General features: G+C 71.3%; 26 protein-coding genes. 8 read left to right on the top strand and 18 right to left on the bottom strand.

Annotated features, from left to right (window positions below):
• Positions 1-29: 29 nt before the first annotated feature.
• Positions 30-239 (bottom strand): hypothetical protein, encoded by a 210-nt coding sequence (locus ACFV9D_RS07390; protein ID WP_385142290.1) that lies wholly within the window; start codon positions 237-239, stop codon positions 30-32.
• On the bottom strand, positions 239-520 hold the full coding sequence (locus ACFV9D_RS07385; protein WP_385142403.1) for a hypothetical protein: 282 nt from the start codon (positions 518-520) through the stop codon (positions 239-241). The genes ACFV9D_RS07390 and ACFV9D_RS07385 overlap by 1 nt, the downstream gene beginning before the upstream one ends.
• 172 nt (positions 521-692) lie before the next feature.
• Between ACFV9D_RS07385 and ACFV9D_RS07380 the strand changes: the two genes are divergently transcribed.
• Positions 693-935 carry a GntR family transcriptional regulator gene (locus ACFV9D_RS07380; protein ID WP_385142287.1) on the top strand — a complete coding sequence of 81 codons (243 nt, stop codon included), beginning with the start codon at positions 693-695 and terminating at the stop codon, positions 933-935.
• A gap of 52 nt (positions 936-987) precedes the next feature.
• On the opposite strand, the gene ACFV9D_RS07375 is transcribed toward ACFV9D_RS07380, so the two are convergent.
• Entirely contained in the window at positions 988-2145 is a 1158-nt protein-coding gene (locus tag ACFV9D_RS07375) for an acyl-CoA dehydrogenase family protein (protein ID WP_385142285.1), read from the bottom strand.
• A 147-nt stretch (positions 2146-2292) separates the two neighbouring features.
• Here ACFV9D_RS07375 and ACFV9D_RS07370 point away from each other — a divergent pair, with 147 nt between their 5' ends.
• Positions 2293-3621, top strand: coding sequence for a UDP-glucose dehydrogenase family protein (locus tag ACFV9D_RS07370; RefSeq protein WP_385142282.1), 1329 nt, complete (start codon positions 2293-2295; stop codon positions 3619-3621).
• 148 nt (positions 3622-3769) lie between these two features.
• On the opposite strand, the gene ACFV9D_RS07365 is transcribed toward ACFV9D_RS07370, so the two are convergent.
• Positions 3770-4531, bottom strand: coding sequence for a membrane dipeptidase (locus ACFV9D_RS07365; RefSeq protein ID WP_385142279.1), 762 nt, complete (start codon positions 4529-4531; stop codon positions 3770-3772).
• Positions 4532-4543: 12 nt separating this feature from the next.
• Between ACFV9D_RS07365 and ACFV9D_RS07360 the strand changes: the two genes are divergently transcribed.
• Entirely contained in the window at positions 4544-4708 is a 165-nt protein-coding gene (locus ACFV9D_RS07360) for a hypothetical protein (RefSeq protein ID WP_385142276.1), read from the top strand.
• Between the two features lie 124 nt (positions 4709-4832).
• Here the strand turns inward: ACFV9D_RS07360 and ACFV9D_RS07355 are convergent, their stop codons facing one another.
• Genes ACFV9D_RS07355 through ACFV9D_RS07345 form a run of 3 tightly spaced genes read right to left on the bottom strand, consistent with a single transcriptional unit; the run spans position 4833 to position 7710 of the window.
• Positions 4833-6059 carry a dipeptidase gene (locus tag ACFV9D_RS07355; RefSeq protein WP_385142273.1) on the bottom strand — a complete coding sequence of 409 codons (1227 nt, stop codon included), beginning with the start codon at positions 6057-6059 and terminating at the stop codon, positions 4833-4835.
• A complete protein-coding gene (gene purE, locus ACFV9D_RS07350; protein WP_385142270.1) occupies positions 6056-6595 on the bottom strand; it encodes a 5-(carboxyamino)imidazole ribonucleotide mutase in 540 nt (179 codons plus the stop codon). The genes ACFV9D_RS07355 and purE overlap by 4 nt, the downstream gene beginning before the upstream one ends.
• Positions 6592-7710: a 5-(carboxyamino)imidazole ribonucleotide synthase gene (locus ACFV9D_RS07345; protein WP_385142400.1), complete on the bottom strand. Its 1119-nt coding sequence runs from the start codon at positions 7708-7710 to the stop codon at positions 6592-6594. The genes purE and ACFV9D_RS07345 overlap by 4 nt, the downstream gene beginning before the upstream one ends.
• 184 nt (positions 7711-7894) lie before the next feature.
• On the opposite strand from ACFV9D_RS07345, the gene ACFV9D_RS07340 reads away from it, so the two are divergent.
• Positions 7895-8425 (top strand): GtrA family protein, encoded by a 531-nt coding sequence (locus ACFV9D_RS07340; RefSeq protein WP_385142267.1) that lies wholly within the window; start codon positions 7895-7897, stop codon positions 8423-8425.
• Between the two features lie 27 nt (positions 8426-8452).
• Here the strand turns inward: ACFV9D_RS07340 and ACFV9D_RS07335 are convergent, their stop codons facing one another.
• Both ACFV9D_RS07335 and ACFV9D_RS07330 read right to left on the bottom strand, forming a co-directional pair.
• Positions 8453-9718 (bottom strand): ATP-binding protein, encoded by a 1266-nt coding sequence (locus tag ACFV9D_RS07335; RefSeq protein WP_385142264.1) that lies wholly within the window; start codon positions 9716-9718, stop codon positions 8453-8455.
• Between the two features lie 93 nt (positions 9719-9811).
• On the bottom strand, positions 9812-10489 hold the full coding sequence (locus ACFV9D_RS07330; protein ID WP_385142261.1) for a response regulator transcription factor: 678 nt from the start codon (positions 10487-10489) through the stop codon (positions 9812-9814).
• A gap of 426 nt (positions 10490-10915) precedes the next feature.
• On the opposite strand from ACFV9D_RS07330, the gene ACFV9D_RS07325 reads away from it, so the two are divergent.
• Positions 10916-12436, top strand: a complete 1521-nt coding sequence (locus ACFV9D_RS07325; protein WP_385142258.1) for a peptide MFS transporter — start codon at positions 10916-10918, stop codon at positions 12434-12436.
• 83 nt (positions 12437-12519) lie between these two features.
• Here ACFV9D_RS07325 and ACFV9D_RS07320 read toward each other — a convergent pair whose 3' ends face one another.
• The 6 genes from ACFV9D_RS07320 to ACFV9D_RS07295 form a co-directional block, all read right to left on the bottom strand.
• Positions 12520-13827, bottom strand: coding sequence for a hypothetical protein (locus tag ACFV9D_RS07320; RefSeq protein WP_385142255.1), 1308 nt, complete (start codon positions 13825-13827; stop codon positions 12520-12522).
• A gap of 14 nt (positions 13828-13841) precedes the next feature.
• Entirely contained in the window at positions 13842-14996 is a 1155-nt protein-coding gene (locus ACFV9D_RS07315) for a hypothetical protein (RefSeq protein WP_385142252.1), read from the bottom strand.
• Complete coding sequence (locus tag ACFV9D_RS07310; RefSeq protein WP_385142250.1) at positions 14993-15838, bottom strand: hypothetical protein; 846 nt, start codon at positions 15836-15838, stop codon at positions 14993-14995. The genes ACFV9D_RS07315 and ACFV9D_RS07310 overlap by 4 nt, the downstream gene beginning before the upstream one ends.
• A 14-nt stretch (positions 15839-15852) precedes the next feature.
• Complete coding sequence (locus ACFV9D_RS07305; RefSeq protein ID WP_385142247.1) at positions 15853-16524, bottom strand: peptidase; 672 nt, start codon at positions 16522-16524, stop codon at positions 15853-15855.
• A 162-nt stretch (positions 16525-16686) separates the two neighbouring features.
• On the bottom strand, positions 16687-17160 hold the full coding sequence (locus ACFV9D_RS07300; protein WP_385142244.1) for an ATP-binding protein: 474 nt from the start codon (positions 17158-17160) through the stop codon (positions 16687-16689).
• Positions 17161-17243: 83 nt separating this feature from the next.
• Entirely contained in the window at positions 17244-17612 is a 369-nt protein-coding gene (locus ACFV9D_RS07295; RefSeq protein WP_385142242.1) for an STAS domain-containing protein, read from the bottom strand.
• Positions 17613-17823: 211 nt separating this feature from the next.
• On the opposite strand from ACFV9D_RS07295, the gene ACFV9D_RS07290 reads away from it, so the two are divergent.
• The 3 genes from ACFV9D_RS07290 (at position 17824) to ACFV9D_RS07280 (ending at position 22163) form a co-directional block, all read left to right on the top strand.
• Entirely contained in the window at positions 17824-18738 is a 915-nt protein-coding gene (locus tag ACFV9D_RS07290; protein ID WP_385142239.1) for an RNA polymerase sigma factor SigF, read from the top strand.
• A 124-nt stretch (positions 18739-18862) separates the two neighbouring features.
• Positions 18863-20083 carry a DegT/DnrJ/EryC1/StrS family aminotransferase gene (locus tag ACFV9D_RS07285; RefSeq protein WP_385142237.1) on the top strand — a complete coding sequence of 407 codons (1221 nt, stop codon included), beginning with the start codon at positions 18863-18865 and terminating at the stop codon, positions 20081-20083.
• A complete protein-coding gene (locus ACFV9D_RS07280; RefSeq protein WP_385142234.1) occupies positions 20076-22163 on the top strand; it encodes a lipopolysaccharide biosynthesis protein in 2088 nt (695 codons plus the stop codon). Before ACFV9D_RS07285 ends, ACFV9D_RS07280 begins: the two co-directional genes overlap by 8 nt.
• A 15-nt stretch (positions 22164-22178) precedes the next feature.
• On the opposite strand, the gene ACFV9D_RS07275 is transcribed toward ACFV9D_RS07280, so the two are convergent.
• From ACFV9D_RS07275 to ACFV9D_RS07265, 3 genes are all read right to left on the bottom strand, one after another.
• Positions 22179-23603 (bottom strand): hypothetical protein, encoded by a 1425-nt coding sequence (locus tag ACFV9D_RS07275; RefSeq protein ID WP_385142231.1) that lies wholly within the window; start codon positions 23601-23603, stop codon positions 22179-22181.
• A gap of 90 nt (positions 23604-23693) precedes the next feature.
• Positions 23694-24755: a glycoside hydrolase family 26 protein gene (locus tag ACFV9D_RS07270; protein WP_385142228.1), complete on the bottom strand. Its 1062-nt coding sequence runs from the start codon at positions 24753-24755 to the stop codon at positions 23694-23696.
• The gene (locus ACFV9D_RS07265) at positions 24752-25168 is read right to left on the bottom strand and encodes a hypothetical protein (RefSeq protein WP_385142225.1); all 417 of its coding nucleotides are present in this window, start codon (positions 25166-25168) and stop codon (positions 24752-24754) included. The genes ACFV9D_RS07270 and ACFV9D_RS07265 overlap by 4 nt, the downstream gene beginning before the upstream one ends.
• Positions 25169-25179: the final 11 nt, after the last annotated feature.

Here is a 25179-nt window from a genome sequence, read left to right as displayed (position 1 = left end):
GCCAACCGGCCTCAAGCCCGCGAGGTCGTTCACTCGGTGGCGCGAAGGAACCCGCTCTGCAGCAGGTCCAGTGCATCCGGGGGCTTCGGGAGGTGCGGCGCACACTCCGCGCAGGCGTAGACGGTGAACCCGGGGCCCGACCCCGCGTGTACCTCGGAGACGACGACGGGGTCCGTGGTGAGCCGCTCGCACCGGACGCACATCCGCGCGGGCGCCCTCGCGGGGCGGCGCGCGGCCATCAGGCCGCACCGACGAGGTGCGTGTCGAGATCGATCCCGAAGTCCGCAGCGAGGACGAGTGCGAGGCGGCGGCTCCGCTGCTCATGGGCTCGCAGGTACGGGCGTACCAGCGCCGTCTCCGTACCGTCGAGCGGGGCGTCGAGCCCGTACGGCGAGCGTGGGGCCGGGAGTTGAGGCGCCGGGCGCGGGGGTGCGGCCACGCAAGGGCGGGGCGCGCCGGTGCCGGGCGGCGCGAAAAGGAGCCTCGCCCGGCGAACGAGGGCGCGGATAAGGTGGGCCATGTCGGTCTGCTTTCGCTGGGTCGGATCGGCCATGCCCCGGGACGGCTCCACCCGTCGCCGGGGTCTGCGTTCTTCAGCAGCGTAGAAGGGGGAAAGAGGCTGCGATAGCTACCCCCGTCTACCCCCTGGGGTGGCTATGGCACGTCTCCGGAGGCCACTAAAGTCATGGCTTGTGAGCATTGACCGGGAAGGGGCCATCGCGCCCTATCGCCAGATCGCGACGATCCTGCGTGGGCGCATTGAGAACGGCAGCATCCCGCCCCGCCGCCGCATCCCGAGCCTGGTCGCGCTGGAGGCGGAGTTCGGCGTGGCACGCGACACGCTCCGCAAGGCGGTGCAGGTCCTCAAGGACGAGGGGCTCGTGCACACGGTCACCGGCATGGGCGTCTACGTCGTCGACAAGGCCCCGGAGTAACGGGAAGGCCCCCGGCATCACGCCGGGGGCCTTCACCCATACCGCCTCCGTACTACGGGAGGTTGCGGGCCATGACGATGCGCTGGACCTGGTTGGTGCCTTCGTAGATCTGGGTGATCTTGGCGTCGCGCATCATGCGCTCGACGGGGTAGTCGCGGGTGTAGCCGTAGCCGCCGAGGAGCTGGACGGCGTCGGTGGTGACCTCCATGGCGACGTCGGAGGCGAAGCACTTGGCCGCGGCGCCGAAGAAGGTCAGGTCGCCGTCGACGCGCTCGGACTTGGCGGCGGCGGCGTAGGTGAGCTGACGGGCGGCCTCGAGCTTCATGGCCATGTCGGCGAGCATGAACTGCACGCCCTGGAAGTCGGCGATCGGCTTGCCGAACTGCTTGCGCTCCTTGACGTAGCCCTTGGCGTAGTCGAGGGCGCCCTGGGCGATGCCGATGGCCTGGGCGGCGATCGTGATCCGGGTGTGGTCCAGGGTCTTCATCGCGGTGGCGAAGCCGGTGCCCTCCGCGCCGATCATCCGGCTCGCGGGGATCCGGACGTTGTCGAGGTAGACCTCGCGGGTCGGGGAGCCCTTGATGCCCAGCTTCTTCTCCGGCGCACCGAACGACACGCCCTCGTCGGACTTCTCCACCACGAACGCGGAGATGCCCTTGGAGCGCTTCTCGGGGTCGGTGACGGCCATCACCGTGTAGAACTCCGACTCCCCGGCGTTGGTGATCCACCGCTTGACACCGTTGAGGATCCAGAAGTCGCCGTCCCGGACCGCGCGGGTCTTCATCCCGGCCGCGTCCGAGCCGGCGTCCGGCTCGGACAGGCAGTAGGAGAACATCGCCTCGCCCTTGGCGAGCGGGCCGAGGTAGGCCTTCTTCAGCTCCTCCGAGCCGGACAGCACCACCGGCAGCGAGCCGAGCTTGTTGACCGCCGGGATCAGCGAGGACGACCCGCACACCCGGGCGACCTCCTCGATCACGATCACCGTCGCCAGCGCGTCCGCCCCGGCACCGCCGTACGCCTCGGGCACGTGCACGGCCTGCAGATCCGCCGCCACCAGCGCGTCCAGCGCCTCACGCGGGAACCGGGCCTCCTCGTCGACCGCCGCCGCGAACGGCGCGATCTTCGCCTCCGCCAGCGCACGGACCGTCTCCCGGAGCATCTCGTGCTCCTCGGACGGGCGATACAGGTCGAAATCGGCAGAACCCGCCATGCTCATTCACTCCCACGTCTGCTAACTACCGTTAAGTAACCCAAATGGTAGGGCGTGCCCGGGCGCCGGACCAGGGCCCGACCCTCGCCGCACCAGGGCGCGACTATGCTCGGGCAGGCATTCCGCCCGACGTCACTGGAGTCCCGTATGGCCCTCAAGATCACCGTGATCGGCACCGGATATCTCGGGGCCACGCACGCAGCGGCCATGGCGGAGCTCGGCTTCGAGGTCCTCGGTCTCGACGTCGTGCCCGAGAAGATCGAGCTGCTGGCCACCGGACGCGTACCGATGTACGAGCCCGGCCTGGAGGAGCTGCTCGCCCGGCATGTCGCCGGGATCGAGGGGTCGACGGGCCGGCTGCGTTTCACCACCTCCTGGGAGGAGGTCGGCGCCTTCGGCGACGTCCACTTCGTCTGCGTGAACACTCCGCAGAAGCACGGCGAGTACGCGTGTGACATGAGCTACGTCGACGCGGCGTTCACCTCGCTCGCGGGCGTGGTGCGGGAGGGCGCGCTGGTCGTCGGCAAGTCGACCGTGCCGGTCGGCTCGGCCGAGCGGCTGGCGGAGCTGCTGCCGGAGGGCGTCGAGCTGGCCTGGAACCCGGAGTTCCTGCGGGAGGGCTTCGCCGTGCGGGACACCCTGCACCCGGACCGGGTCGTGGCCGGGGTGACGAGCGAGCGGGCCGAGAAGCTGCTGCGCGAGGTGTACGCCGGGCCGATCGCCGACGGCTCGCCTTTCGTGGTGACGGACTTCCCGACGGCGGAGCTGGTGAAGACCGCGGCGAACTCCTTCCTCGCGACCAAGATCTCCTTCATCAACGCGATGGCGGAGGTCTGCGAGGCGGCCGGCGGCGATGTCGCGAAGCTGGCGGAGGCCATCGGCTACGACGAGCGGATCGGGTCCAAGTTCCTGCGGGCCGGGATCGGCTTCGGTGGCGGCTGTCTGCCGAAGGACATCCGCGCCTTCATGGCGCGGGCGGGCGAGCTCGGCGCGGACCAGGCGCTGACCTTCCTGCGGGAGATCGACTCGATCAACATGCGGCGGCGGGGCCAGATGGTCGAGATGGCGCGTGAGGCGCTGGGCGGCGGCTCGTTCCTGGGCAAGCGGGTGGCCGTGCTCGGCGCCACGTTCAAGCCGGACTCGGACGACGTACGGGACTCGCCCGCGCTGAACGTGGCCGGACAGATCCACCTCCAGGGCGGCCAGGTCACGGTCTACGACCCCAAGGGCATGGGGAACGCGCGCCGGCTCTTCCCGACGCTCGGGTACGCGGACTCGGCCCTGGACGCCGTGCGCGGAGCGGACGTGGTGCTGCACCTGACCGAGTGGCGTGAGTTCCGCGACGAGCTGGACCCGGCCGAGCTGGGGGCGGCGGTGACCTCGCGGGTGATCCTGGACGGCCGCAACGCGCTGGACGCGGCGCTGTGGCGCGAGGCGGGCTGGGTGTACCGCGCGATGGGCCGCCCGCGCGCTTAGGGACATGCACGACGGCGCCCCGCCGCGCCCCCGGTCGACGGGGGGGACGGCGGGGCGCCGTCGTGTCAGGCGCGCACGGTCGTCGGGGTCGGCGGCGCGGCGGCGCATCAGGCGCGCACGGTCGTCGGGACGACGGGGCGGCGGCGTGTCAGGCCGCGCGGCGCAGGCGGGTCGTGCGGGAGAGGAACTCCGTGTCCCGCAGGACCCTGGTCGCGTTCGTGTGGGCCAGGGCGACCAGGTCCGGGGCCGGCCAGCCGCGGCGGAGGAGCTCGGCGAAGAGCGGGGCGTACCCGCTCGCCGGGTCCGCGGTGTGGGAGATGCCGACGCAGTGCGGGCCCGCCGTCGCACGGAGGCGGTCGAGGGTGTCGGCGGTCGCCGCCAGGTCCTCGGTCACCGGGACCATGCAGACCCCGCCGTTCTCGCCGAGCAGCCCCAGGACGTCGTCCGGCAGCCCCTCCGGATCCCCTCGGGTCAGCAGGACCGGGGCCCTGGTGAGCGCGAGGGTGCGGCGCGCCGATTCGGGGTCGGCGCCGGAGAGGTCCACGACGAGGCCCAGGCGGTTCATCTCCCGTACGGCCTCGCGGGCGAAGCCGTCGAAGCGGGGCAGGGCGACGGCCCGCGCCCCGAGCGCGTGGTAGGCACGCAGCGTGGCGATCGAGCCGCCGACGGCCGCCCAGCTCACCGGGCCCAGGAGCGCGGCGACCCGTCCGCAGTTGACGGCGTCGGCCATCTCCGCGGTGGTGTGCGCGAGACGCAGGTCCTCGGGGCAGGAGGCGACGAGCGCACGGATCGCGTCGATCCGCCGCAGCGTGCCGAGCACGCCCTCGTCGGACCCGACGTGCAGGGACCAGAACTGGGCGCCGGTCTCCGCCGCCCGTACCGGCGGAAGGTCCTCCGGGTCGAACACCACGGGTGGCTCCGTGTGCCCCTCGACGACGGGCTGCGCTTCGAGAAGCGACCTTGCGCGGCTCAACTCATCGAGGGGCTGCGGTTGTTCGGGGAGGTCGGGCTCTCCGGCGGGGCCGGTCGACGCGACGGTGAAGGATTGGTGATCATCAAGATCTGCCATGGTGTGACTCCGAACTGAACGAGGCAGTACCGCCCACCGTGACAGCCCCACTGCTCCCCGGCGCGGCGGGTGCGCCGTTCGGGTGATGCCGCCCCGCTCACGGCGAAGGCCCCGCCGAAGCGGGGCCTTCTGTGATGCTCCGTCAGGATGCCGTGGAATCCAGCGAGTCGATCGTCGCGTTGGACGGCCCCCGCGTCTCCCGCAGCTCACGCGAGACCGCCTCCGCGTCCCGCAGCACGCGGACCGCGTTGGACCAGGTCAGCTTGGCGAGGTCGTCGTGCGACCAGCCACGGGTCAGCAGCTCCGCGATCAGGTTCGGATAGCCCGCGACGTCGTCGAGACCGTCCGGGGTGAACGCCGTACCGTCGTAGTCGCCGCCGATGCCGATGTGGTCGATGCCGGCGACCTCACGCATGTGGTCGAGGTGGTCGGCGACGGTCGCCGCGGTGGCGATGGGGCGCGGGTTCTCCGCCTCGAAGGCGCGGTGGATCTTCATCGCCGCCGGCGTCGTGTCGAGGTGGTGCAGTCCGTGCGCCCGCATGTTCTCGTCGGCCCGGGCGGTCCACTCCACGGCCGCGGGGAGGATGAACTTCGGCACGAACGTCGCCATCGCCACTCCCCCGTTCCCGGGCAGCTGCGCGAGCACGTCGTCGGGGATGTTCCGCGGGTGGTCGCAGACCGCACGCGACGAGGAGTGCGAGAAGACCACCGGCGCGACGGAGGTGGCGAGCGCGTCCCGCATCGTCGTCGCGGCGACGTGCGAGAGGTCGACGAGCATCCCGATGCGGTTCATCTCCCGGACGACCTCGTGGCCGAAGGGGGAGAGACCGCCGACGCCCGGCTCGTCGGTCGCCGAGTCCGCCCACGCGGTGTTGTCGTTGTGGGTGAGCGTCATGTAGCGCACGCCCAGGGTGTGCAGCGCGCGGAGCGTGGCGAGGGAGTTGTTGATGGAGTGGCCACCCTCGGCGCCCTTCAGGGAGGCGATACGGCCCTCCTTCCGCGCCGACTCCATGTCGTCCGCGCTCAGCGCGGGGGCCAACTCCCCCGCGTACCGCTCCAGCAGCTGGTCGACGATGTCGATCTGCTCCAGGGTGGCGCTGACCGCGTCGTCACCGGTCAGCTCGCACGACACGTACACCGACCAGAACTGGGCGCCGACCCCGCCGGCGCGCAGCCGGGCCAGGTCGGTGTGGAGCGCGCCGGTCTGGTCGGCCGCGATGTCGAGCCGGTCCAGGTCGTACGCCGCGTGCTTGCGCAGCGCCCACGGCAGGTCGTTGTGACCGTCGACGACGGGTGCGGAGCCCAGCAGCTCCAGCGCCTCCGCCAGCCGGTCGGCCGCGCTCACGGGGGCGTTCGCCTGGCCGCTCACTTGGCGAAGCCGAACGACTCCGAGCCCTCGACCTTGGCGCGCAGCCGCTTGCCCTTCTCGGTCGCCTGGTCGTTCAGCTCCTGCTGGAACTCCCGCATCCGGCCGAGTAGTTCGGCGTCGTGGGCGGCGAGGATCCGGGCCGCGAGCAGACCGGCGTTGCGCGCCCCGCCGACGGAGACCGTGGCCACCGGCACACCGGCCGGCATCTGCACGATGGACAGGAGCGAGTCCATGCCGTCGAGGTACTTCAGCGGGACCGGCACACCGATGACGGGGAGCGGGGTCACCGAGGCGAGCATCCCCGGCAGGTGGGCGGCGCCACCGGCGCCCGCGATGATCGTCTTCAGCCCGCGGTCCGCGGCCTGCTCGCCGTACGCGACCATCTCGCGCGGCATGCGGTGCGCGGAGACGACGTCGACCTCGTAGGCGATCTCGAACTCGTCCAGGGCCTGGGCCGCGGCCTCCATGACGGGCCAGTCGGAGTCGGATCCCATGACGATGCCGACGACGGGGCTCACATCGGGGCTGGTACTCATTCGGTGATCGTTCCTCGCAGATAGCCGGCGGCGTGACGGGCGCGCTCCAGCACCTCGTCCAGGTCGTCGCCGTAGGTGTTGACGTGCCCCACCTTGCGGCCGGGCTTCACGTCCTTGCCGTACATATGGATCTTGAGCTGCGGATCCCGGGCCATGCAGTGCAGATAGGCGTAGTACATGTCCGGGTAGTCCCCACCCAGCACATTGCACATGACCGTCCACTTCGCGCGCGGGCGGGGATCGCCCAGCGGGAGGTCGAGGACGGCCCGGACGTGGTTGGCGAACTGCGAGGTGATCGCGCCGTCCTGGGTCCAGTGGCCGGAGTTGTGCGGGCGCATGGCGAGCTCGTTGACGAGGATGCGGCCGTCGGTGGTCTCGAAGAGCTCCACGGCCAGATGGCCGACGACGTCGAGCTCCTTGGCGATCCGCAGCGCCAGCTCCTGCGCCTGGCCGGCCAGCTCGGCCGACAGGTCCGGCGCGGGCGCGATCACGGTGTCGCAGACGCCGTCGACCTGCCGGGACTCGACGACCGGGTAGGCGACGGCCTGGCCGTGCGGGGAGCGGACGATGTTCGCGGCGAGCTCGCGCGAGAAGTCGACCTTCTCCTCGGCCAGCACCGCGACGCCGGCGAGGAACGGGTCGCGCGCGTCCGCCTCCGTACGGACGAACCAGACGCCCTTGCCGTCGTAGCCGCCGCTCACGGTCTTGAGGATGATCGGGAAGCCGCCCACCTCAGCCGCGAAGGCCGCCGCGTCCGCCGGATCGGCGACGATCCGGTGGCGGGGGCTCGGCGCGCCGATCTCGTCGAGCTTGGCGCGCATCACCCCCTTGTCCTGGGCGTGCACCAGCGCGGCGAGCCCCGGGCGGATGACGATGCCGTCGTCCGCCAGGGCTCGCAGATGCTCGGCGGGGACGTGCTCGTGATCGAAGGTGATCACGTCACAGCCGCGCGCGAAGTCACGCAGCGTAGCCAGGTCGCGATAGTCGCCGATGACGACCTCGCTCACCACCTGGGCCGCCGAGTCCTGCGGGGTGTCACTGAGCAGCTTGAACTTGATGCCGAGGGGGATGCCCGCCTCGTGGGTCATACGGGCGAGCTGACCGCCACCGACCATGCCGACTACCGGGAACGTCACCCTCTTAGGGTATCCGCACGATGCGCGGACCCTCCGCCGCCTGTGGTTTACGACAGCACGGGTGGGTTTTCCCATGCTTTGCAATGTCCCCGGGCAGGTGCCAGGTGGGCTGGTTAGCATGGCTTGGTTGACGAAACCGAACGGACGGGGCTGAGCAATCACCATGAGTGAACCCAGCGCACTGCGTGTGCGGCTTGATCGGCTCACGCGCGAGTTCGCGAAGTTCGGTGCGGTCGGTGGAGTCGGCCTCCTGGTGGACCTCGGGGTCTTCAACCTCGTACGCCATCTCACGGAGGTGCCCGTCGTCCGGGCGAGCATCATCGCCACCGTCGTCGCGATCGGCTTCAACTACCTGGGCTTCCGGTACTTCACCTACCGGGACCGCGACAAGAGCAGCCGCACCAAGGAGCTGACGCTCTTCCTGCTGTTCAGCGTCGCCGGCCTGGTGATCCAGAACGGCATCCTGTACGCGGCGACGTACGGCTTCGGCTGGGACACCCCGCTGCAGAGCAACGTCTTCAAGTTCCTCGGGATCGGCGTCGCGACGCTGTTCCGCTTCTGGTCGTACCGGACCTGGGTGTTCCGGACGCTGCCGGCACGGGAGGCGGTACAGACCGCCGAATCGTTCCTGGAGCAGGCACCGGTGGAGGCACCCGTCCAGGCGACCGGGAAGCAGCCGGACCACGTCCTCTAGCGGACCGGTCCGGATCTGCCGCACGCGCTAGCGGACCGGGCGCTCCTGGTCCTTGCGGCTTCTGACCTCGCGGCCCAGGAAGAGCGCGAACACCGGGGGATGCTGCTGAAGCAGCTCCAGCCGGCCTCCGTCCGCCTCCGCCAGGTCCCGGGCGACGGCGAGTCCGATCCCGGTGGAGTTGCGGCCGCTGATGGTCCGCTCGAAGATCCGCGCGCCGAGATCGGCCGGGACACCCGGGCCCTCGTCGGTGACCTCGATCACGGACTGGTTGCCGGTGACCCTGGTGCGCAGGGCGACCGTGCCGCCGCCGTGCATGAGCGAGTTCTCGATCAGCGCGGCGAGGACCTGGGCCACGGCGCCCGGGGTGCCGACCGCGCGCATGCCCTGCTTGCCCGAGTGGACGATGGCCCGGCCCGCGCTGCGGTACGCGGGGCGCCACTCCTCGATCTGCTGCTTGATGACCTCGTCGAGGTCGAAGGCGATGGCGGAGCCCGTGCGGGGGTCCCGCGAGTTGGTGAGCAGCCGCTCCACGACGTCGGTGAGCCGCTCGACCTGGGTGAGCGCGATCGTCGCCTCCTCCTTGACCGTGTCGAGGTCGTCGGCGACGGCCACCTCCTCCAGGCGCATGGAGAGCGCCGTGAGGGGCGTACGGAGCTGGTGCGAGGCGTCCGCGGCGAGCCGGCGCTCGGCGGTCAGCATCCGGGCGATCCGCTCGGCCGAGGCGTCCAGGACGTCGGCGACCCGGTCGAGCTCCGGTACGCCGTACCGCTTGTGGCGCGGGCGGGGGTCGCCGGAGCCGAGGCGCTCGGCCGTCTCGGCCAGGTCCGTGAGCGGGGACGTCAGCCGGTTCGCCTGCCGTACGGCGAGCAGGACGGCGGCCACGACGGCGAGCAGGGCCACGGCGCCGATGATCAGCAGGGTGCGGCCCACCTCGCTGGTGATCGTGGAGCGGGACTCCTCGACGGTCACGGTCTCGCCGCGCTCGCCCTCCGCGGTGCCGCGGATGACGCTGCCCGCGGGGCGGGCGCCGATCTCGATGGGGGCGCGGCCGGGGATCTCGATCAGGGCGTACCGCTTGGCGCCGCTCTGCTGGGCGAGGATGTCCGGATTGACGGGCTCCCCGCCGACGAGCCGGCTGTCGACGATGGAGACCAGCCGCACGGCCTCGGAGTCCACGCTCTCCTGGGCACTGCTGGAGATGGTCCGCGTCTCGACGATGACGAGGGACACCCCGAAGACGGCGATGACGACGAGCACCACGGCGAGCGTGGAGTTGATCAGGCGGCGACGCACGGGGCGGTCCTCCGGGCCGGGGGGTGGGGTACTCCCCCGAGCCTACGGCGCGGGACGCCGCGGCCTATCCGACCCTGATCCGCCGGACAGGTCCTAGCTCTTCTCGAAGCGGAAGCCGACGCCGCGGACGGTGGCGATGTAGCGCGGGTTGGCCGCGTCGTCGCCGAGCTTCTTGCGGAGCCAGGAGATGTGCATGTCGAGGGTCTTGGTCGACGACCACCACGTGGTGTCCCAGACCTCCCGCATCAGCTGGTCGCGGGTGACGACCCGGCCCGCGTCGCGGACGAGGACCCGGAGCAGGTCGAACTCCTTCGCCGTGAGCTGGAGCTCCTCGTCGCCCATCCAGGCGCGGTGCGACTCGACGTCGATCCGGACCCCGTGCGTCGCGGGCGGGACGGCCGGCTCGGTGGCGCCGCGCCGGAGCAGGGCCCGGACGCGGGCGAGGAGCTCGGCGAGGCGGAACGGCTTGGTGACGTAGTCGTCGGCGCCCGCGTCGAGCCCGACGACGGTGTCGACCTCGTCGGCGCGGGCCGTGAGCACCAGGATCGGAACGGTGTGACCCTCGGAGCGCAGCCGCCGGGCGACCTCGAGGCCGTCCATGCCGGGCAGCCCCAGATCGAGCACGACGAGGTCGACGCCGCCCTGGAGTCCGGCGTCGAGGGCGGTCGGTCCGTCCTCGCGCACCTCGACCTCGTACCCCTCTCTCCGCAGCGCACGGGCCAGCGGTTCCGAGATGGATGCGTCGTCCTCGGCGAGCAGTACACGGGTCATGGGGTGATGGTAGTCCGCACGGCGGACGGCCCGGGGCGTGATCGACAGGGTGGCCGCGACCCCTGCGCTTCAAGGGCGTTAACCTGCACATGACCTTCGAATAGGGGCCGTTGGTTCCTTCGTCACCTGTGATCCATCTCTCAAGTCCTTCCATATCCGGCACTGTCGTGCCGTATGGTGGCGAGGGTTCTGATGCGGTAATCGGGGACCTTTGGCCCGCTATAGGCGCCAAGGGTCTCTTTTCTGCGCGAGGTCGGCTTCGCCAACCTTGAGGACAGTGAATGACCTGTGGGCCGGGTTCCGTGACGTGATGACACGTCCGGGGCGTGGATCCCGGCGGGGTGCGACCACTCCCGCCGGTGCCGGCCTCCCCCACCGGGCGCACCACGCTCACAAGGCGCGCGTCCCGACAGAGCAAGGATCGACATGGCGTCCAGCCTGACGACGGCTTCGACCGGAGTTCCCCGGTACCAGAAGACGTTCCTCGGCCACCCCCGCGGCCTGACCACCCTCTTCTTCACCGAGATGTGGGAGCGCTTCTCCTACTACGGGATGCGGGCCCTGCTGGTGTACTACCTGGTCTCCGGCGGCGCCGACGCCGCCGTGGGCAGCCAGGGCGGCGGTCTGGCGATGAAGGCCGCCACCGCCACGGCCATCTACTCCGTGTACGTGTCGATGGTCTACCTGATGGCGATGCCGGGCGGCTGGTTCGGCGACCGCGTCTGGGGCGCCCGCAAGACCGTCACCATCGCCGGTTTCGTGATCATGGCCGGCCACGTCTCGCTGGCCCTGCCCGGTTCGGCGATGTTCTTCGTCGGCCTCGCGCTGGTGGCCGTCGGCTCGGGTCTGCTGAAGGCCAACATCTCGACGATGGTGGGTCACCTCTACGACGGTCCCGAGGACCCGCGTCGTGACGGCGGCTTCACGCTCTTCTACGTCGGCATCAACCTCGGCGCCTTCGTCGCTCCGCTCCTCATCGGAACGATCGGCAAGGAAGTCAACTGGCACCTCGGCTTCGCGCTCGCCGCGGTGGGCATGGGCCTGGGTCTCGCCGTCTTCCTGGCCTTCGCCAAGAGCCTCAACCCGAAGAGCAGCGAGGTCCCGAACCCGCTCTCCGTCGACGAGCGCAAGGCGATCATCACCAAGGTCGCGCTCGTCGTCGCCCTCGTGGCCGTCTTCTACGGCATCGTCGTCGCCCTCGGCCTGTACACGCTGAACTGGGCCCTGGTCCCGCTCACCGTCGCCGGTCTGCTCATTCCGATCGCCGTCCTGGCCCGCATCAAGCGCGACAAGGATCTGAGCAAGGGCGAGCAGTCGAAGGTGACCGGCTACATCTGGTTCTTCGTGGCCGCCGCGATCTTCTGGATGATCTACGACCAGGGTGGCTCGACCCTGTCCCTCTTCGCGGACGGCAAGACCGCCGACACCGTCTTCGGTCTCGGCTTCTCCGCCACCTGGTACCAGTCCCTGAACCCGCTCTTCGTCATGGCGCTGGCCCCGGTCTTCGCCTGGCTGTGGCTGTGGCTGGCCCGCAAGAACCAGGAGCCGAACACCATCGTGAAGTTCGCGATGGGTCTGGTCCTCGTCGGTGCGTCCTTCTTCGTCTTCATCGTTCCGATGAACATGTCGGGCGACGGCACGATGGTCTCCCCGATGTGGCTCGTCTCGATCTACATGATCCAGACCATCGGTGAGCTCTGCCTCTCCCCGGTCGGCCTCTCCGTCACCACGAAGATGGCGCCGAAGAAGTACGCCTCCCAGATGATGGGTGTCTGGTTCCTCGCCGTCACCGCCGGTGACTGCACCACGGGTCTGCTCTCCATCGCGGGCGTGGACCTGAACGGAACCGGGATCATCGCGATGCAGGCGACGCTCGCCGTCGCGGCCGGCTTCGCGATCTACATGTACCGCAAGAAGGTCCAGGCGCTCATGGGCGACGTCCACTGACGCCCACGTCTCGCGTCGTACGCACGTGAGGGCCGCCGCACCGATTCCCGGTGCGGCGGCCCTCCGCCGTTTCCGCGCCTACGTCACCTCCGCAGCCGCGCCCACGGGGTGAACGTGAACACCGCGCCGCCGAGCAGGATCACCGTGCCGGCCACCAGGGCGAGGGCGCGCAGGGCGCCGTCGTCCTCGGCGCCCGTCTCGGCGAGGCCACCGCCGGAGCCGGCCGAGCCCGAGCCGCTGCCCGACCCCGAGCCGCCGGATGCCGCGCCGCCCTCCTGCTTCGTCGTGTCGAGTTCGAGCGAGGCCTGGACGGCGCCCTTGACCTGGCAGGGGATCACGATCGGCGAGCCGCCGAGCGAGACGTTGATGGTCAGGGTGCCGGGGCTGAGCGTGGCCTTGCCGCTCGCGCCGGGCTTGTACGTGCCCTTCATGTCCGGCAGGTCGACCGGCTTGCCCTGCTCCAGCGGTGCGGAGTTCGCCGGGCCGTCGACCTTGACCGTGCCGCTGTCGGCGCCACCGAGCTTGACCGCCATGGAGGGCTTGAGGGCCCCGGCGGGGAGCGGGGCGGGGCTGTTCATGACGCCCTTGGCGGTCTTGACCGTGAGGTCGTAGCTGCCGCCGTTCTTCTTGGCGTTGATGGTGACCTTCGAGGTGATGCTCGCCGGGCCGGGCGACTGGCAGGCGAACTGGACCGACACCTCCTTGCCCGTGAAGTCGGTCTGCCCGCCGCCGCCTCCGGAGGTGCTTCCGCCGGACGTACTGCCACCGGCGGTGCTACCGCCCGACGTGCTTCCGCCGGAGGTGCTCCCGCCGGACGTGCTTCCGCCGGACGTGCTCGTCGAGCCGCCCGAAGAGCTGCCTCCGCCCGCCGAGACCTTGATCGTCGCCCCGACCGCCACCGTCTCCTTCGGCGAACACTTCGTGTCCGTCGACATCGGCTTCGAGACGTTGATGTTGTACTTGTCCGGCGTCAGCGTGATCTCGCCCGCCTTCTCCAGCTTCAACTTGCCCTTCATGTCCGGCAGCACCATCGGGCTGTTCTTCGGGATCGGCGGGTTCTGTCGCGGCCCCTCCATGTTCAGCGTGCCGCTCGCCGCTCCGCCGACCTTGATGACGCCGGTCGGCTTCACCGTGTCCTTCTCCAGGTCGAGGATGTCGGGGTTCTTGGACGCGGCCTCGACCGTCTTCCAGACGACCTCCACCTCGTCACCGACCTTGGCCTCCGCCGGCGCGGTGATCTGCACCTTCGTGGTGCCCTGCACCGGCGGGAGGCCGGAGATGGACGGCGGAATGCACTCGGTCTTGTACGCGACCTCGGCGGCCTGAGCGGGGCTGGCGGCCAGCATGATCCCCGCGCCGCCGAGCATCAGCGCGACTCCCGCCGCGCTCATCCTCCGTTGCGTGCTCACTGATGTCCCTTCGTCGTCGGGCTGTGCTCTGACGGTGCGGACGGTGCGGAGTCCGGGGTGAACCACGGCAGGACCGTGGTCGTGGTGGGTTCGTCCCGCGCGGGAGCGGGGGCGGGTTCAGATGTACGTACGAGAGTGCGGCGGCGGCGATGTCCGGTGCGGGACCCGGCGGCGCCGCCCGGCCGGACGCGGTCCACCACGGCCATGCCGATCCGGAAGAGCGCGGCCGGGACGACCACGGCGAGCAGCAGCCAGAACAGCGTCACGCCCCACGGCCGGCCGACCCCCCACGGCTGGTCGACCAGGACCTTGCCGGCGTACTTCACCGACACCTCGTAGTCGCCGTGCGCGCCGGCCGACAGCTCGACGGGGAGTCTGACCTGGGCCTTCTTGCCGGGCTCGATCGTGCCGCGCCACTGGCGCTCCTCGTAGCGCGGCGAGAAGACACCGTGGCTCGTGCCGACCTGGAAGACCGGGTCCTTGACGGGGGTCTGGCCGAGGTTGCCGACGGTGAAGACGACCTCGCGCCGGGCGGGTGCGCCGAACCAGACCAGGACGCCGCTGGAGCCGTCGAGGCGTACGGAGGCGAGGACGGCGAGCCTGCCGTCGCCGGCGGCCTCGGGCAGCGGGGCGGTCGGGTGTCCGGCGACCGTGAAGGCGACGTCCACGACGTCCTGCTGGCCGGTGACCCCGGCCACGTGCACCACGCAGGGGCAGGGCTTGGGCGGCTCGGCCACCGGCATCTTCTGGCTGAAGGCGCCCTTGGCGTCGACCGTGGCGGCCCGGCCGAGGGTGTTGGCGCAGGAGTTGGTGCCCCCGATGACGCCCTTGCCCGGCGCGGACTGACCGCAGATCAGCAGCATGAGCAGCGCGCCGGGTTTCCACCCGGCCCCGCTCACCGTGATGTCGCCGCCCTTGCCGCTCTCGGTCTGCGACAGGGCGACGGTGGGTCCGGGAGCGGACGCCTGGGCGGCGGGCGGCAGCAGGGCGAGCACGAGTGCGGCGAGGAGCAGCGCCACGGCCGTACCGCGGCGGCTTCGCGCCGCGGCGGCGGCCGTCCCGCCGGACGACGCGGCCACGACAGGCACGCGGGGAACCGGACCGGATGCCTCGGCAGCTCGTGCCGCCTCCACCTTGCGCCCCGCGCTCATCGTTCCGCTCCTGCCGTCGCCTCGGCCAACTCGTGTGCCTCCACCGGGGTTTCCGTCGCCTGTCCCGCAGCGCCGGCCCGCTCCGCGTCACCGGTGCGGCGTCTTCGGGCCACGAGGGCAGCTGCGGCCGCCGCCGCGAGCAGGGCGGCCGCCCCGGCGGCGACCGCGCCTCCGGAGACGAACACCCGCTCGGCGCGGGCCGTCGCGACCGGGGCGCCCTGAGCCGTGGCCCGCAGGTGGAGCGTCACCGAGTCGAGCGCGGGCGGGTCGGGCCAGGGTTCGGTGCGGGTGATCCGTTCGCCGGGGCGGAGCGTGAGCGGCAGGGCCCGGGAGGGTCGGTCGAGGACGGTCCCGTACACGCCCTCGGCGCGCAGGGACAGGCTCGGGGCGAGCACCGTGTTGCCGCGGTTGACCAGGGTGTAGTGCACGGCGCCCGAGCCGTCGAGCCGTACCTTCTCGACGGTGAGCGCGGCCAGGCTCGGCCCGCTCACCCGTAGATGCACCGGCACGCGCACCGCGCGCCCGCCCGCCTCGGCGCTCACCGTTCCCCGGTGCTCCCCGGGGGCGGTGTCCGCGGTGACGGTGACGGCGAACGGCACGTCCGCACGGGTCCGCGCCGGGACCGTCACGGTCCGCGCGGCGAACGCGAGCGGGGTGCCCTGTCCGCTCAGCCGTACCGTGAGCGGCTTCGCGCCCGGGTTGGTCACCGAGAGCGTGTCCTCAAGGACGCTGCCGGCCGCGCCCTCCAGATAGACGTACGGCCGCCCCTGTGCCGCCCCCGCCGTCCATCCCGGCGCGGGCGGCGGTGCGGCCGCCACCGCCCCGAGCACGACGACGGCCACCCACGCCCCCCGCATCAGCGTGCCGTGCGCCGCGTGAGCCAGAGCACGCCGGCCGCGCCGGTCAGCAGCACCGTGCCGCCGAGGGTGCCGAGCGCCGTCGCGGAGTCGAGCGGTCCGGTCTTCGGCAGCTCGCCGCCGCTCGTGGACTGCGTCCCACCGGAGTCCGAGGATCCGCCCGCGGCCGTCACATCGAGCTCAAGCGAGGGCTTCGGATTGTTCTTCGGGGTGCAGACGGCCGCGTCCATGCCGAGGGCGTGGACGGTGAGCACGCCCGCCGTGAAGGTGACCTTGCCGCTCTTCTTCGGCGTGTACGTTCCCGTCAACTGCCCGATCTTGATGGGGGTGTTGGGAGGGATGGCCGCCGTGTTCGGCGTGCCCTTGACCTTGAGCACGCCCTCGTCCGCCCCGCCGAGCTCGAGCTCGGCGCGCGGCGTCATGACGCCCTTGGGCAGTTCGATGGGGCTGTCGGAGACGCCCTTCTCGAAGGACATCGTGATCGTGTAGGCGTCGCCGCTCTTGACGGCCTTGATGTCGACGGGCGAGACCGCACCCTTGGGTCCGATCTTCGTCTCGCACGCGTAGTTCACGTCGACGACGGCGGCCTGCGCGGCGGGGGCGGAGACCAGCACCGCCGAGCCCGCCGCCGCCGCTGCCAGCGCGAAAGCTGTTCTCCTCCGGTACGGCACCTCAAGCACCCCTCACCGCGAAGTTACTGACGGCTTATCAGATTGGGCGTCAAGGTACGCCTGGGGCGTTGCAGAGGGAAGACAAAAGGAGGACCGAAGTGCGCCCACCGCCGGATCGCCACGAGCGGGTCGCCGGATCGCCGGGCGGGCGCGGTCGGTTCGCTACGCGGGAGCCGCCAGTTCGGCCCAGACCGTCTTGCCGGGGGCACCCGGCCTGCGCTCGATCCCCCAGTCCAGGCAGAGCCGCTGGACGATGAACATGCCGTGTCCGCCGGGCCGCCCGGCCCGGTGCGGGGTGCGCGGTGCGGGCTGTCCCGCGCCGCGGTCGGTGACCTCCAGGCGCAGCACTTTGGCCCGGCGCAGCACGCGCAGCACCTCGGGGCCCTCGGCGTGCAGACAGGCGTTGGTGACCAGCTCGGAGACGACGAGCAGGACGTCCTCGGCGGCGGCCCTGGCGTCGGCGGTGGCGGCCGGCAGCCAGCCCCAGTCGTAGAGGGCCGTCCTCGTGAAGTCGCGGGCGAGCGGAACGGTGCCGCTGGTGGCGCCGAGCGCGAGCGTACGCACGTCGAGATCGACGGCACCCACGACGGCGTCCACCGACCCCTCGACCTCCCTGCCACCGGCAGCAGTGTCCATCAGCGCTTCACCTCACCGATTCACCAGACAACGGACGAAACCGGGGCTCTCCTGCCCGGTCGTTTCGTGACGACACCCGCCGCTCAGTCCGGGAGTGCCTCCGCGAGCGTGTCGTGCACGGTGAAGACGACGTCCGCACCCGTGATCTCGAAGACCCGGGCGACCACCGGCCGCATCCCCGTCAGATGGACCCCACCCCCTGCGGCGTCGGCTTTCAGGCGGGCTCCGAGGAGCACGTTGAGTCCGGTGGAGTCGCAGAAGTCGAGGCGTGAGCAGTCGACGACGAGTCGTGACCGCCCGGCGTCGAGCGCACGGTCGAGTGGCGTACGCAACACGTCGGCCGTGTGGTGATCGAGCTCACCCACCGGGGTGAGCACTTCGCTCGCGCCCACGGTGCGGACCTCGACCCGCAGCCTCCCCGGCTGCGCGCTGCCGATGTTCTGGCGGTCCATGCCCGTGCCTCTTCTCGCTCTCGCGGATGCCGGTTGACGTGCATCGAACCATACAAGCGAGACGCCAAGGCTTGCACGTGAACTCCACCACATACTCCTGCAAACCGGACAATTGACACTTGCAACCATCCGTGTCGAGCAGGTAGGGCTAGTAAGGAACATTCGAAACGGCCGGCTTTGGAGGCGCCGCAAACCGCAGCAGGAAGAAACGATGGAGGAGACCATGTCACCCCGGCTCGACGCCCCGCGTACCCCCGACGCGCCGTCGGCAGCAACTCCGCCCCCCACCCTCAGCCTTCCCCAGCAGCTTTCCGGAGACCTGCCCGAAGACCTCCCGGAGATCGGACCCTTCGACCAGGTCAACCCCCTCGACGCACGGGCGCTCTCGAAAACGCTGTTCGCCCGGCTCGACGCCCTCGAAGAGGGCACGCACGAGTACGCGTACGTCCGCAACACCCTGGTCGAGCTCAACCTCGCCCTGGTCAAGTTCGCCGCCTCCCGGTTCCGCTCCCGCAGCGAGCCGATGGAGGACATCATCCAGGTCGGCACGATCGGCCTCATCAAGGCCATCGACCGCTTCGAGCTGGCCCGCGGCGTCGAGTTCCCGACCTTCGCGATGCCGACGATCGTCGGCGAGATCAAGCGCTTCTTCCGCGACACCTCCTGGTCCGTGCGCGTGCCGCGCAGGCTCCAGGAGCTCCGCCTCGACCTCGCCAAGGCCGGTGACGAACTGGCCCAGCGGCTCGACCGCGCGCCGACCGTCGGCGAACTCGCCGAGGAGCTCGACCTGAGCCGCGACGAGGTCGTCGAGGGCATGGCCGCCAGCAACGCGTACACCGCGAGCTCGCTGGACGCCCAGCCCGACGAGGACGACGGCGAGGGCGCGCTCGCCGACCGGATCGGCTACGAGGACCACGGCATCGAGGGCATCGAGTACGTCGAGTCCCTCAAGCCGATGATCGCCTCGCTGCCGCCCCGCGACCGGCGCATCCTCTCCCTCCGCTTCGTCGCCGGCATGACCCAGTCGGAGATCGGCGAGGAGCTGGGCATCTCCCAGATGCACGTCTCCCGGCTGCTCTCCCGGACGCTGGGCAGGCTGCGCAAGGGGCTGACCCTGGAGGAGTGACCCTTGAGCGCTCCCCAAATGACGTGTGGAAAGGGCCCGTTCTTCACCGGACGGGCCCTTTCGCGTTATTGACGGACCACCCGGAATGGGACACATTGAGCCCGGGGTTCAGGGGGGGAATCGCATGGTTTCTGCGTACGCGGAACTGGAAGAGCGGATGCGTGGCCGGCTCGGGGGCAGGGAGTGCCTCCACGTGCCGTCGTGCCGCTTCGGCCTCTATCTGGCGCTGCGCCACTGGTGCAGACCCGGCGGACGCGTGCTGATGTCCCCGGTCAACGACGACGTCATCTTCTTCGTGGTGCTCGCCGCCGGACTGCGTCCGGTCCAGGCGCCGCTCGACCCGCGCGACGGCTCGATCGACACGGCCGCCGTGCCCGATTCCGTATGGCGCGGGCTCTCCGCCGTCCTGACCACCAATCTGTACGGGAATCCCGACCCGGCACCCGAACTGCGGGCCCGCTGCGACGCGTTGGGCATCCCGCTCCTGGAGGACGCGGCCCACGCCATCGGGTCGACCGTCGGCGGACGGCCGGTCGGCACCTGGGGCGAGGCCTCCGTGTTCAGCCTCTCCAAGCACACCGGCGCCAAGACCGGCGGCTTCCTCGCCCTCGCGGACCCGGCCCTGCGCGAGGAACTGGCCGCCGCACGGGACGGGTTGCTGCACCCGTCGCGTACGACCGCCGAACTCGCCTACCTCGTACGGCCGTACGCCGAAGCGGCCGTACGCGGCCTGCGTCTGGTGAAGGCCGCGCACGCCACGCTGCGGCTGCTCGGGCAGCAGGAGCGCGAGGAGATCCGCATGCCGCTGCGGGCCGACGAGCTGAAGCAGGCCCTCGCCGCCGCGCCGGGGCTCGCGCCCTTCCACTCCTGGGTCCGCGTCGACATGCACGACTACCGCCTCGGCCCGGGGCCCGGTCGGCTGCGCCGCACCGGGCGGCTCCTGGCCCGCCTCGACGCCACGCTCGCCGAGCACAGGGCCGGTACGGAGCGGCTGCTCGCGAGCGAGTGGGGCGGGGGCGGGCGCGGAGGCGTCGACACGGTCCAGCCGCTCTTCCGGGTCCCGCTGCTCGTCGAGGACCGGGACGCGGCCATCGCCGCGCTCGCCCGCCGCCGGATCGTCACCGGCTATCTCTACGACCCGCCGCTCGACAGCTACGCGGGCGACCTGTTCACCGACCCCTCCCCCGCCCCGGAACCGGCCGCCTGGTTCGCCCGCCACGCCCTTCCGGTGGACCCGCGGCGGGCCGACGAGGTGCTGCACGTGCTGCGCACGGCGGGGGTCGGACCCGTACGCCCACCGGATCCCTTCGGGAACGCCGGGGTGCAGGGTCCGGACGGTGGCTGACACCACACGGGTGCGGAAACCCGACGCGGTCGGCGGCGATGGGGACGGGCCGGAGGCCGCCACGGCCGAAACACACACCGGTGGGGACTCCGGTGCGGACACCGGTGGGGAATCCGGCGCGGGCACCGGCGGGGAGTCCGGCGGGGACTCCATGTTCCGCAACGCGTACGCCCTCATGCTGTCCACCGGCGTCTCCGCCGCGCTCGGGCTCGGCTTCTGGCTGGTCGCCGCCCGCTACTACACCGAGGAGGCCGTCGGGCAGGGCTCCGCCGCCATCGCCGCACAGCGGCTGCTCGCCTCGATCACCGCGACCACGATGATCGGCGCCGTCGTCCGGTACGTGCCCCGGGCCGGCCGCACCACCGGGCTCCTGGTCCGCCGGATCTACCTGGTCAGCTCGGTCGTCGTCGCGCTGGCCTGCGGGGTCTTCCTGCTCACCCTCGACTGGTGGGGCCCCTCGTACGCGCCGCTCGGCTCGCTCTCCGCCGGGCTCTTCTTCACCGCCTCCTGCGTCGGCTGGGCGCTCCTCACCCTCCAGGACGGCGTCCTCACCGGACTCCGGCGCGCCTTCTGGGTGCCCGTCGGCAACGCCGGCTTCTCCATCGGCAAACTGCTGCTGCTCGTCGCCTTCGCCGCCACCATGCCGGTCCTCGGCGTCTTCGTCTCCTGGTCGGCGGCGATCGCCCTCTCCGTCGTCCCGCTCGGCTGGCTCGTGTTCCGCCGGCTCATCCCCCGGCAGGCCCGCGCCGACCGCGACCGCGAGCCGCCCGCCATGCGTGAGATCGGCCGCTTCATGGCCGGGGACTCCGTCGGCGCGCTGTTCAGCCTCGCCATGATCAACCTGCTGCCGGTGATGGTCGCCGTCCGCTTCGACGCCGCCCACAACGCGTTCTTCTACACCGCGTACACCGTCGGCGGCACGATGGAGTTCATGGCCATCAACATGGCCTCCTCGCTCACCGCGCACGCCTCCCACAGCCCGGAGTCCCTCGCCGAGGGCGTCCGCGGCGCGCTGCGGCGCATGGCGCTGCTGCTGGTCCCCGTCGTCCTCGTGCTCGTCGTCTTCGCCCCGCAGATCCTCTCCCCGTTCGGCGCGGACTACGCCGAGCACGGCACGATGGTGCTGCGGCTGCTCGCCGCCGCGGCGCTCCCCCGTGTCGCCGTCGAGCTGTACATCGGCGTGCTCCGCGTGCAGGGGCGTACGGGCGCGCTCGCCGCCCTCCAGGGCGTGATGTGCGTCCTCGTCCTGGGCAGCGCGGCCCTGCTGCTCGGCCCGGTCGGGATCTCCGGCGCCGGACTCGCCATGCTCGGTTCGATGACGCTGATGGCGGCGGCCTCGGCGCCCGGCCTGCGCTCCGCGCTGAAGGGGCGCCCGCCGCGCCGGGGCAAGCGGGGTCCGGAGATCGAGTACGGCACGAGCTGGGCGCGTCAGGCCGCCTCCGCCGACACCGTGACGCCGGCCCTCGGCCTGCCCGTCTACGTACCGCCTGAGCGGCGCGAGCGGCCGGAGCGGCAGGAGGGCGACGAGGACGGGCCCACGACCTGGCTGTGGCTGCTCCTCGGGCTGTCCGTCGGCCTCTTCTGGATCCCGCTCGCCCGCGCCGGCAGCCTCGGCCTGGACCACCTGTCCGGCACTCGGCTGATCACCGCGCTGCCGCCGGTGACCCTCACGGCCGGCATCCTGCTGATCGTGCTGCACGGCGCCGTGGTGTCGCTGCGCCGGGTCCGAACGCTGCTCGCCGCGACCGTCCTGCTCGCCACGTTCCTGGCGCTGCACACCGCGCCGCCGCTGCTCGGCCTCCGCCCGGACGCGGCGACGGGGCCCGGAACGGCCCTCGTCCCCGAGGCCGCGCGCGCGGCGCTGCCGATCGCGCTCCAGGCCCTGTGCCTGGTCCTCACGGCCGTGCTGCTGCGCGTGCTCGGCGCGAGCGTCCGGATCACCGCGTGCGCGGTCTGGGTGCTGGTGTGGGCCGGCTGGGCGGCCCAGCACGCCTTCGCCGCGGCCCCGCTGCCCGTCGTCCTGGGGGTGTGCGGGGCCACGATGGCGGCGTTCGCGGTGCGCGGGCTCAGGCGACGGTGACCCGGGCGGCCGGGGTCACCCCGCCGAGGGGAACACGAAGAAGCCGGCGTCCGTGCTGAAGTAGCCGTAGCCGGACTGCTTGGCGGACAGCGGGACGTTGTCCGCGGGCAGGTCCTTCACGAGGACCTTCTTCGTGCGGGCGTCGACCGCGAGCACGGTGTCATCGCTCTCCTCCGTCGTGCCGTACAGCACGCCGCCGTTCGGGGAGAAGCGCAGCGGCGTCATCGCCCTCTCGCCCTCCTTCTGCGCCCAGACCTCCGTGCCGTCCGCGAGCTGCCACACGGTGGAGCCACGCTCGGTGGCCGCCGCGGCGAGCTGGTGGTCGGGGGAGAAGACCGACGAACCCTCGGTGTTGATCGTGTCGCCGGGGAAGTCCTCGTAGGCGTACCTCGTGGAGCCGGCGATCTGCTTGCCGCTCGCCAGCTCGTACGTCGCCGTGACCCATGTGTCGGTCAGGAAGGCACCGGCACCCCACGCGGTGAGGATCCGGCCGTCGCGGACGTCGAGGACGCGGATGCTGCGGCTGGTCCGCACGCCCTTGTCGTCGAGCTCCACACCCTTGGGCGGGGTGACGTCCGCGCTGCTCCAGACCTTCTTGCCGGTGGCGAGGTCGGACATCACGAGCTCTTCCGGATCCGTCTCGTACGTGGATCCGTTGTTCACGTGGAAGGTGTACTTGCCCGTGATCAGCGGAGCGTGGCCCGAGCCGCCGTCGACGTCCTTGTTGCGGGGGTCGAACGAGCAGCTCGCCTGGAGCCCGCCGCAGGTGACCTTGCGGGGCTGCCCGCCGCCGATCGGGGTGAGCTGGAGGGTCGCCTGGTCCGCCTGCTCGATCAGGTGGCCCTCGTGGACGTGGAAGGGGGTGTCGCCCTTGTGCTCGGCCTTGCCCAGCTCGGCGCCGTCGCTTCCGTAGACGGTGATCGTGGTGGTGGTGCCCTCCGCGCTCAGCCCGTCGGACTCCGTCGTGCTGCTGGTGCGGACCTCGAACGCCGGCACGCCGTCACGCCAGGTCGTGGCGGCGACATGGTCGGCCGTCACCTTGAGGGTCTTCCGTACGGCTCCGGTCTTCACATCGCGGAACTCCAGGTTGACGGGCTCCGGTTGATCGCTGGAGTAAAGGGTGCCTGTCGTGCCGTCGAGCGGGTCGTCCTTGTAGTGCCCGCCCACGGAGTACGCGCCCGCGGCGCTCTTGATGAAGAGAAGGGTGTCACCGAGATCGATGGCATCGGCGCGCGGCAGGCTCCACGCCTGCTTCTCGGCCAGGCCGGGTATCGCGGGGCCGCCGTAGACCGGGCCTTCAGCCTTCGGGGCGTTCTGCGGAGCGCCCGAACTCTCCTTCTCCGTACCCTTGTCGGCTTGGGAGCCGTCAGAGGAGCCGCAGCCCGCGACGAGCCCGAGCGACAGGACGAGGCCTGCGGCCATCACTGTGTACTTGTTCATTTCCCCGTTGCTTTCCGCCTGTTACGCCTGAATGGCGGTGTTTCCGCAGGTCGTCTGCGTGATCACCACGCAGAAGCATAGGCTCGGCGCCTAACCGCGCGGCACGCGCTGGTTGAAGTACGGGGCGGAGCCGGCTGCCTTGTAACCCTCGAGCGCCGGGCCGGAGTTCACGGTCAGATCGCAGTTCGGCCCCGGCACGGCGCGGTTCCAGTGGACGTACGCCCGGACCTTCGGCAGCTTCGGGGCGACCTCGGGGATGCCGGCGTACCACTCGCGCTGCCGCTCCGGTCGCTTCGGATCGGGCGCGGTGGCGAACTCCGACAGCATGACGGGCTTGTTCGCGGAGACGTTCGCGCGCAGCCATTCGTAGCTCGGCCGCTGACTGGCCTCGAAGTTCAGCCAGTTGGGAGACTTGTGGCACTGGTAGTAGTTGTACTGGTCCATGCCGATCCAGTCGACGTACGCGTCACCGGGGTAGAGCGCCTTCATCGTGTCCGCGTTGCCGAGATAGCCGGAGACGGTCCACACCCACACCACGTTGCGCACGCCCAGCTTCTCGAACCGTTCCCGCAGATGGCGGTAGGCGGCGACGTACTCGGCGGGGGTCCCGGCGCCCTCCCTGATGCGGAAGTCGGTCTCCTGGTCGAAGGAGAAGAAGACCCGCTTCCCGTACGCCTTGATGCGCCGCGCCTGCGGATCGATGATCGACTCGTCGTACTTCCCGGAGGCGATGTTCTTCCAACCGAGCTGGTTCTCACTCCAGTTGGCGTGGTGCTTCTCCTTCCAGACGGTGGACTCCCAGGCCAGCATCAGCAGTCGTTCGCGGCCCAGTTCCTGTTCGTCGGGGGTGAGGAGTTCGCCGTCGACCGGGCTCCCCGACATGTCGTGGTACGTGTACACGAGGTCGAGCTTGCGCCCGATCTTCTTCTCGAAGGCGTACACGGGCCGGGTGAGCGAGCTGTCGCTGTCGTACGGGACGTAGGCGCCCCACCAGGCTCCACAGGGCAGGACGAGGTCGGCGTCGGGGGCGCAGGGGTCGGCGCCGTCGTCCCGCGTGGCCCAGACGCCTATCCCGGCGGCGAGCGCGGCGACGGCGGCGAGGGCGACGGCGGTGTACGCCCTGCGCTGCGGTACGGCATGGCGTCCGCTCATCGCCCGCCACCGGGCTTTCGTTTGGCCCGGGCGCGGCTGCTCTCGCGCTCGGCGGCACCCCGCGTGGCGGCGGGCAGCGGCACGCCCGGCAGGGCGGCGACGACGGTCACGAAGGCGGCGAGGGCGACCAGGAACGCGGTCGTGGAGAACGCCTCCACCAGGAACAGCGAGGTCGCGGCGAGCGCGGCGAGCGAGAGGCTGACGGGCGCGGCGAGCGCCAGCGCCTCAAGACGGGCCCCGGGCCGCAGTCCGGCCGGCTGCGGGTGGAGCAGCGCGAGGCCGGGCCCGAGGGCCACGAAGGCGAGGACGGGGAGCCAGCGCAGCGGCGAACCGCCGGGCAGCGCGGTCGCGCCGAGCGCGAGCCAGCCGGAGGCCGCCAGGGCCGCTCTGCGCTGGAGGTGGGCGTGGGCCATGGCGTACTCCT

Origin of the sequence: Streptomyces sp. NPDC059875, from assembly GCF_042731085.1 — a bacterium.
Lineage (GTDB): Bacteria > Actinomycetota > Actinomycetes > Streptomycetales > Streptomycetaceae > Streptomyces.
The sequence above is the reverse complement of the archived record's forward strand: the minus strand, read 5'-3'. Positions and strand labels throughout refer to the sequence as shown.

Excerpts from the sequence above, each read along its gene's own strand:
- ACFV9D_RS07320 (WP_385142255.1), bottom strand. The coding sequence starts at position 13,827 with ATGAGCGCGGCGGGAGTCGCGCTGATGCTCGGCGGCGCGGGGATCATG.
- ACFV9D_RS07375 (WP_385142285.1), bottom strand. The coding sequence starts at position 2,145 with ATGGCGGGTTCTGCCGATTTCGACCTGTATCGCCCGTCCGAGGAGCAC.
- ACFV9D_RS07330 (WP_385142261.1), bottom strand. The coding sequence starts at position 10,489 with ATGACCCGTGTACTGCTCGCCGAGGACGACGCATCCATCTCGGAACCG.
- ACFV9D_RS07285 (WP_385142237.1), top strand. The coding sequence starts at position 18,863 with ATGGTTTCTGCGTACGCGGAACTGGAAGAGCGGATGCGTGGCCGGCTC.
- ACFV9D_RS07295 (WP_385142242.1), bottom strand. The coding sequence starts at position 17,612 with ATGGACCGCCAGAACATCGGCAGCGCGCAGCCGGGGAGGCTGCGGGTC.
- ACFV9D_RS07370 (WP_385142282.1), top strand. The coding sequence starts at position 2,293 with ATGGCCCTCAAGATCACCGTGATCGGCACCGGATATCTCGGGGCCACG.
- purE (WP_385142270.1), bottom strand. The coding sequence starts at position 6,595 with ATGAGTACCAGCCCCGATGTGAGCCCCGTCGTCGGCATCGTCATGGGA.
- ACFV9D_RS07345 (WP_385142400.1), bottom strand. The coding sequence starts at position 7,710 with ATGGTCGGTGGCGGTCAGCTCGCCCGTATGACCCACGAGGCGGGCATC.
- ACFV9D_RS07315 (WP_385142252.1), bottom strand. The coding sequence starts at position 14,996 with ATGAGCGCGGGGCGCAAGGTGGAGGCGGCACGAGCTGCCGAGGCATCC.
- ACFV9D_RS07390 (WP_385142290.1), bottom strand. The coding sequence starts at position 239 with ATGGCCGCGCGCCGCCCCGCGAGGGCGCCCGCGCGGATGTGCGTCCGG.
- ACFV9D_RS07325 (WP_385142258.1), top strand. The coding sequence starts at position 10,916 with ATGGCGTCCAGCCTGACGACGGCTTCGACCGGAGTTCCCCGGTACCAG.
- ACFV9D_RS07265 (WP_385142225.1), bottom strand. The coding sequence starts at position 25,168 with ATGGCCCACGCCCACCTCCAGCGCAGAGCGGCCCTGGCGGCCTCCGGC.
- ACFV9D_RS07290 (WP_385142239.1), top strand. The coding sequence starts at position 17,824 with ATGGAGGAGACCATGTCACCCCGGCTCGACGCCCCGCGTACCCCCGAC.
- ACFV9D_RS07300 (WP_385142244.1), bottom strand. The coding sequence starts at position 17,160 with ATGGACACTGCTGCCGGTGGCAGGGAGGTCGAGGGGTCGGTGGACGCC.
- ACFV9D_RS07385 (WP_385142403.1), bottom strand. The coding sequence starts at position 520 with ATGGCCCACCTTATCCGCGCCCTCGTTCGCCGGGCGAGGCTCCTTTTC.
- ACFV9D_RS07270 (WP_385142228.1), bottom strand. The coding sequence starts at position 24,755 with ATGAGCGGACGCCATGCCGTACCGCAGCGCAGGGCGTACACCGCCGTC.
- ACFV9D_RS07275 (WP_385142231.1), bottom strand. The coding sequence starts at position 23,603 with ATGAACAAGTACACAGTGATGGCCGCAGGCCTCGTCCTGTCGCTCGGG.
- ACFV9D_RS07340 (WP_385142267.1), top strand. The coding sequence starts at position 7,895 with ATGAGTGAACCCAGCGCACTGCGTGTGCGGCTTGATCGGCTCACGCGC.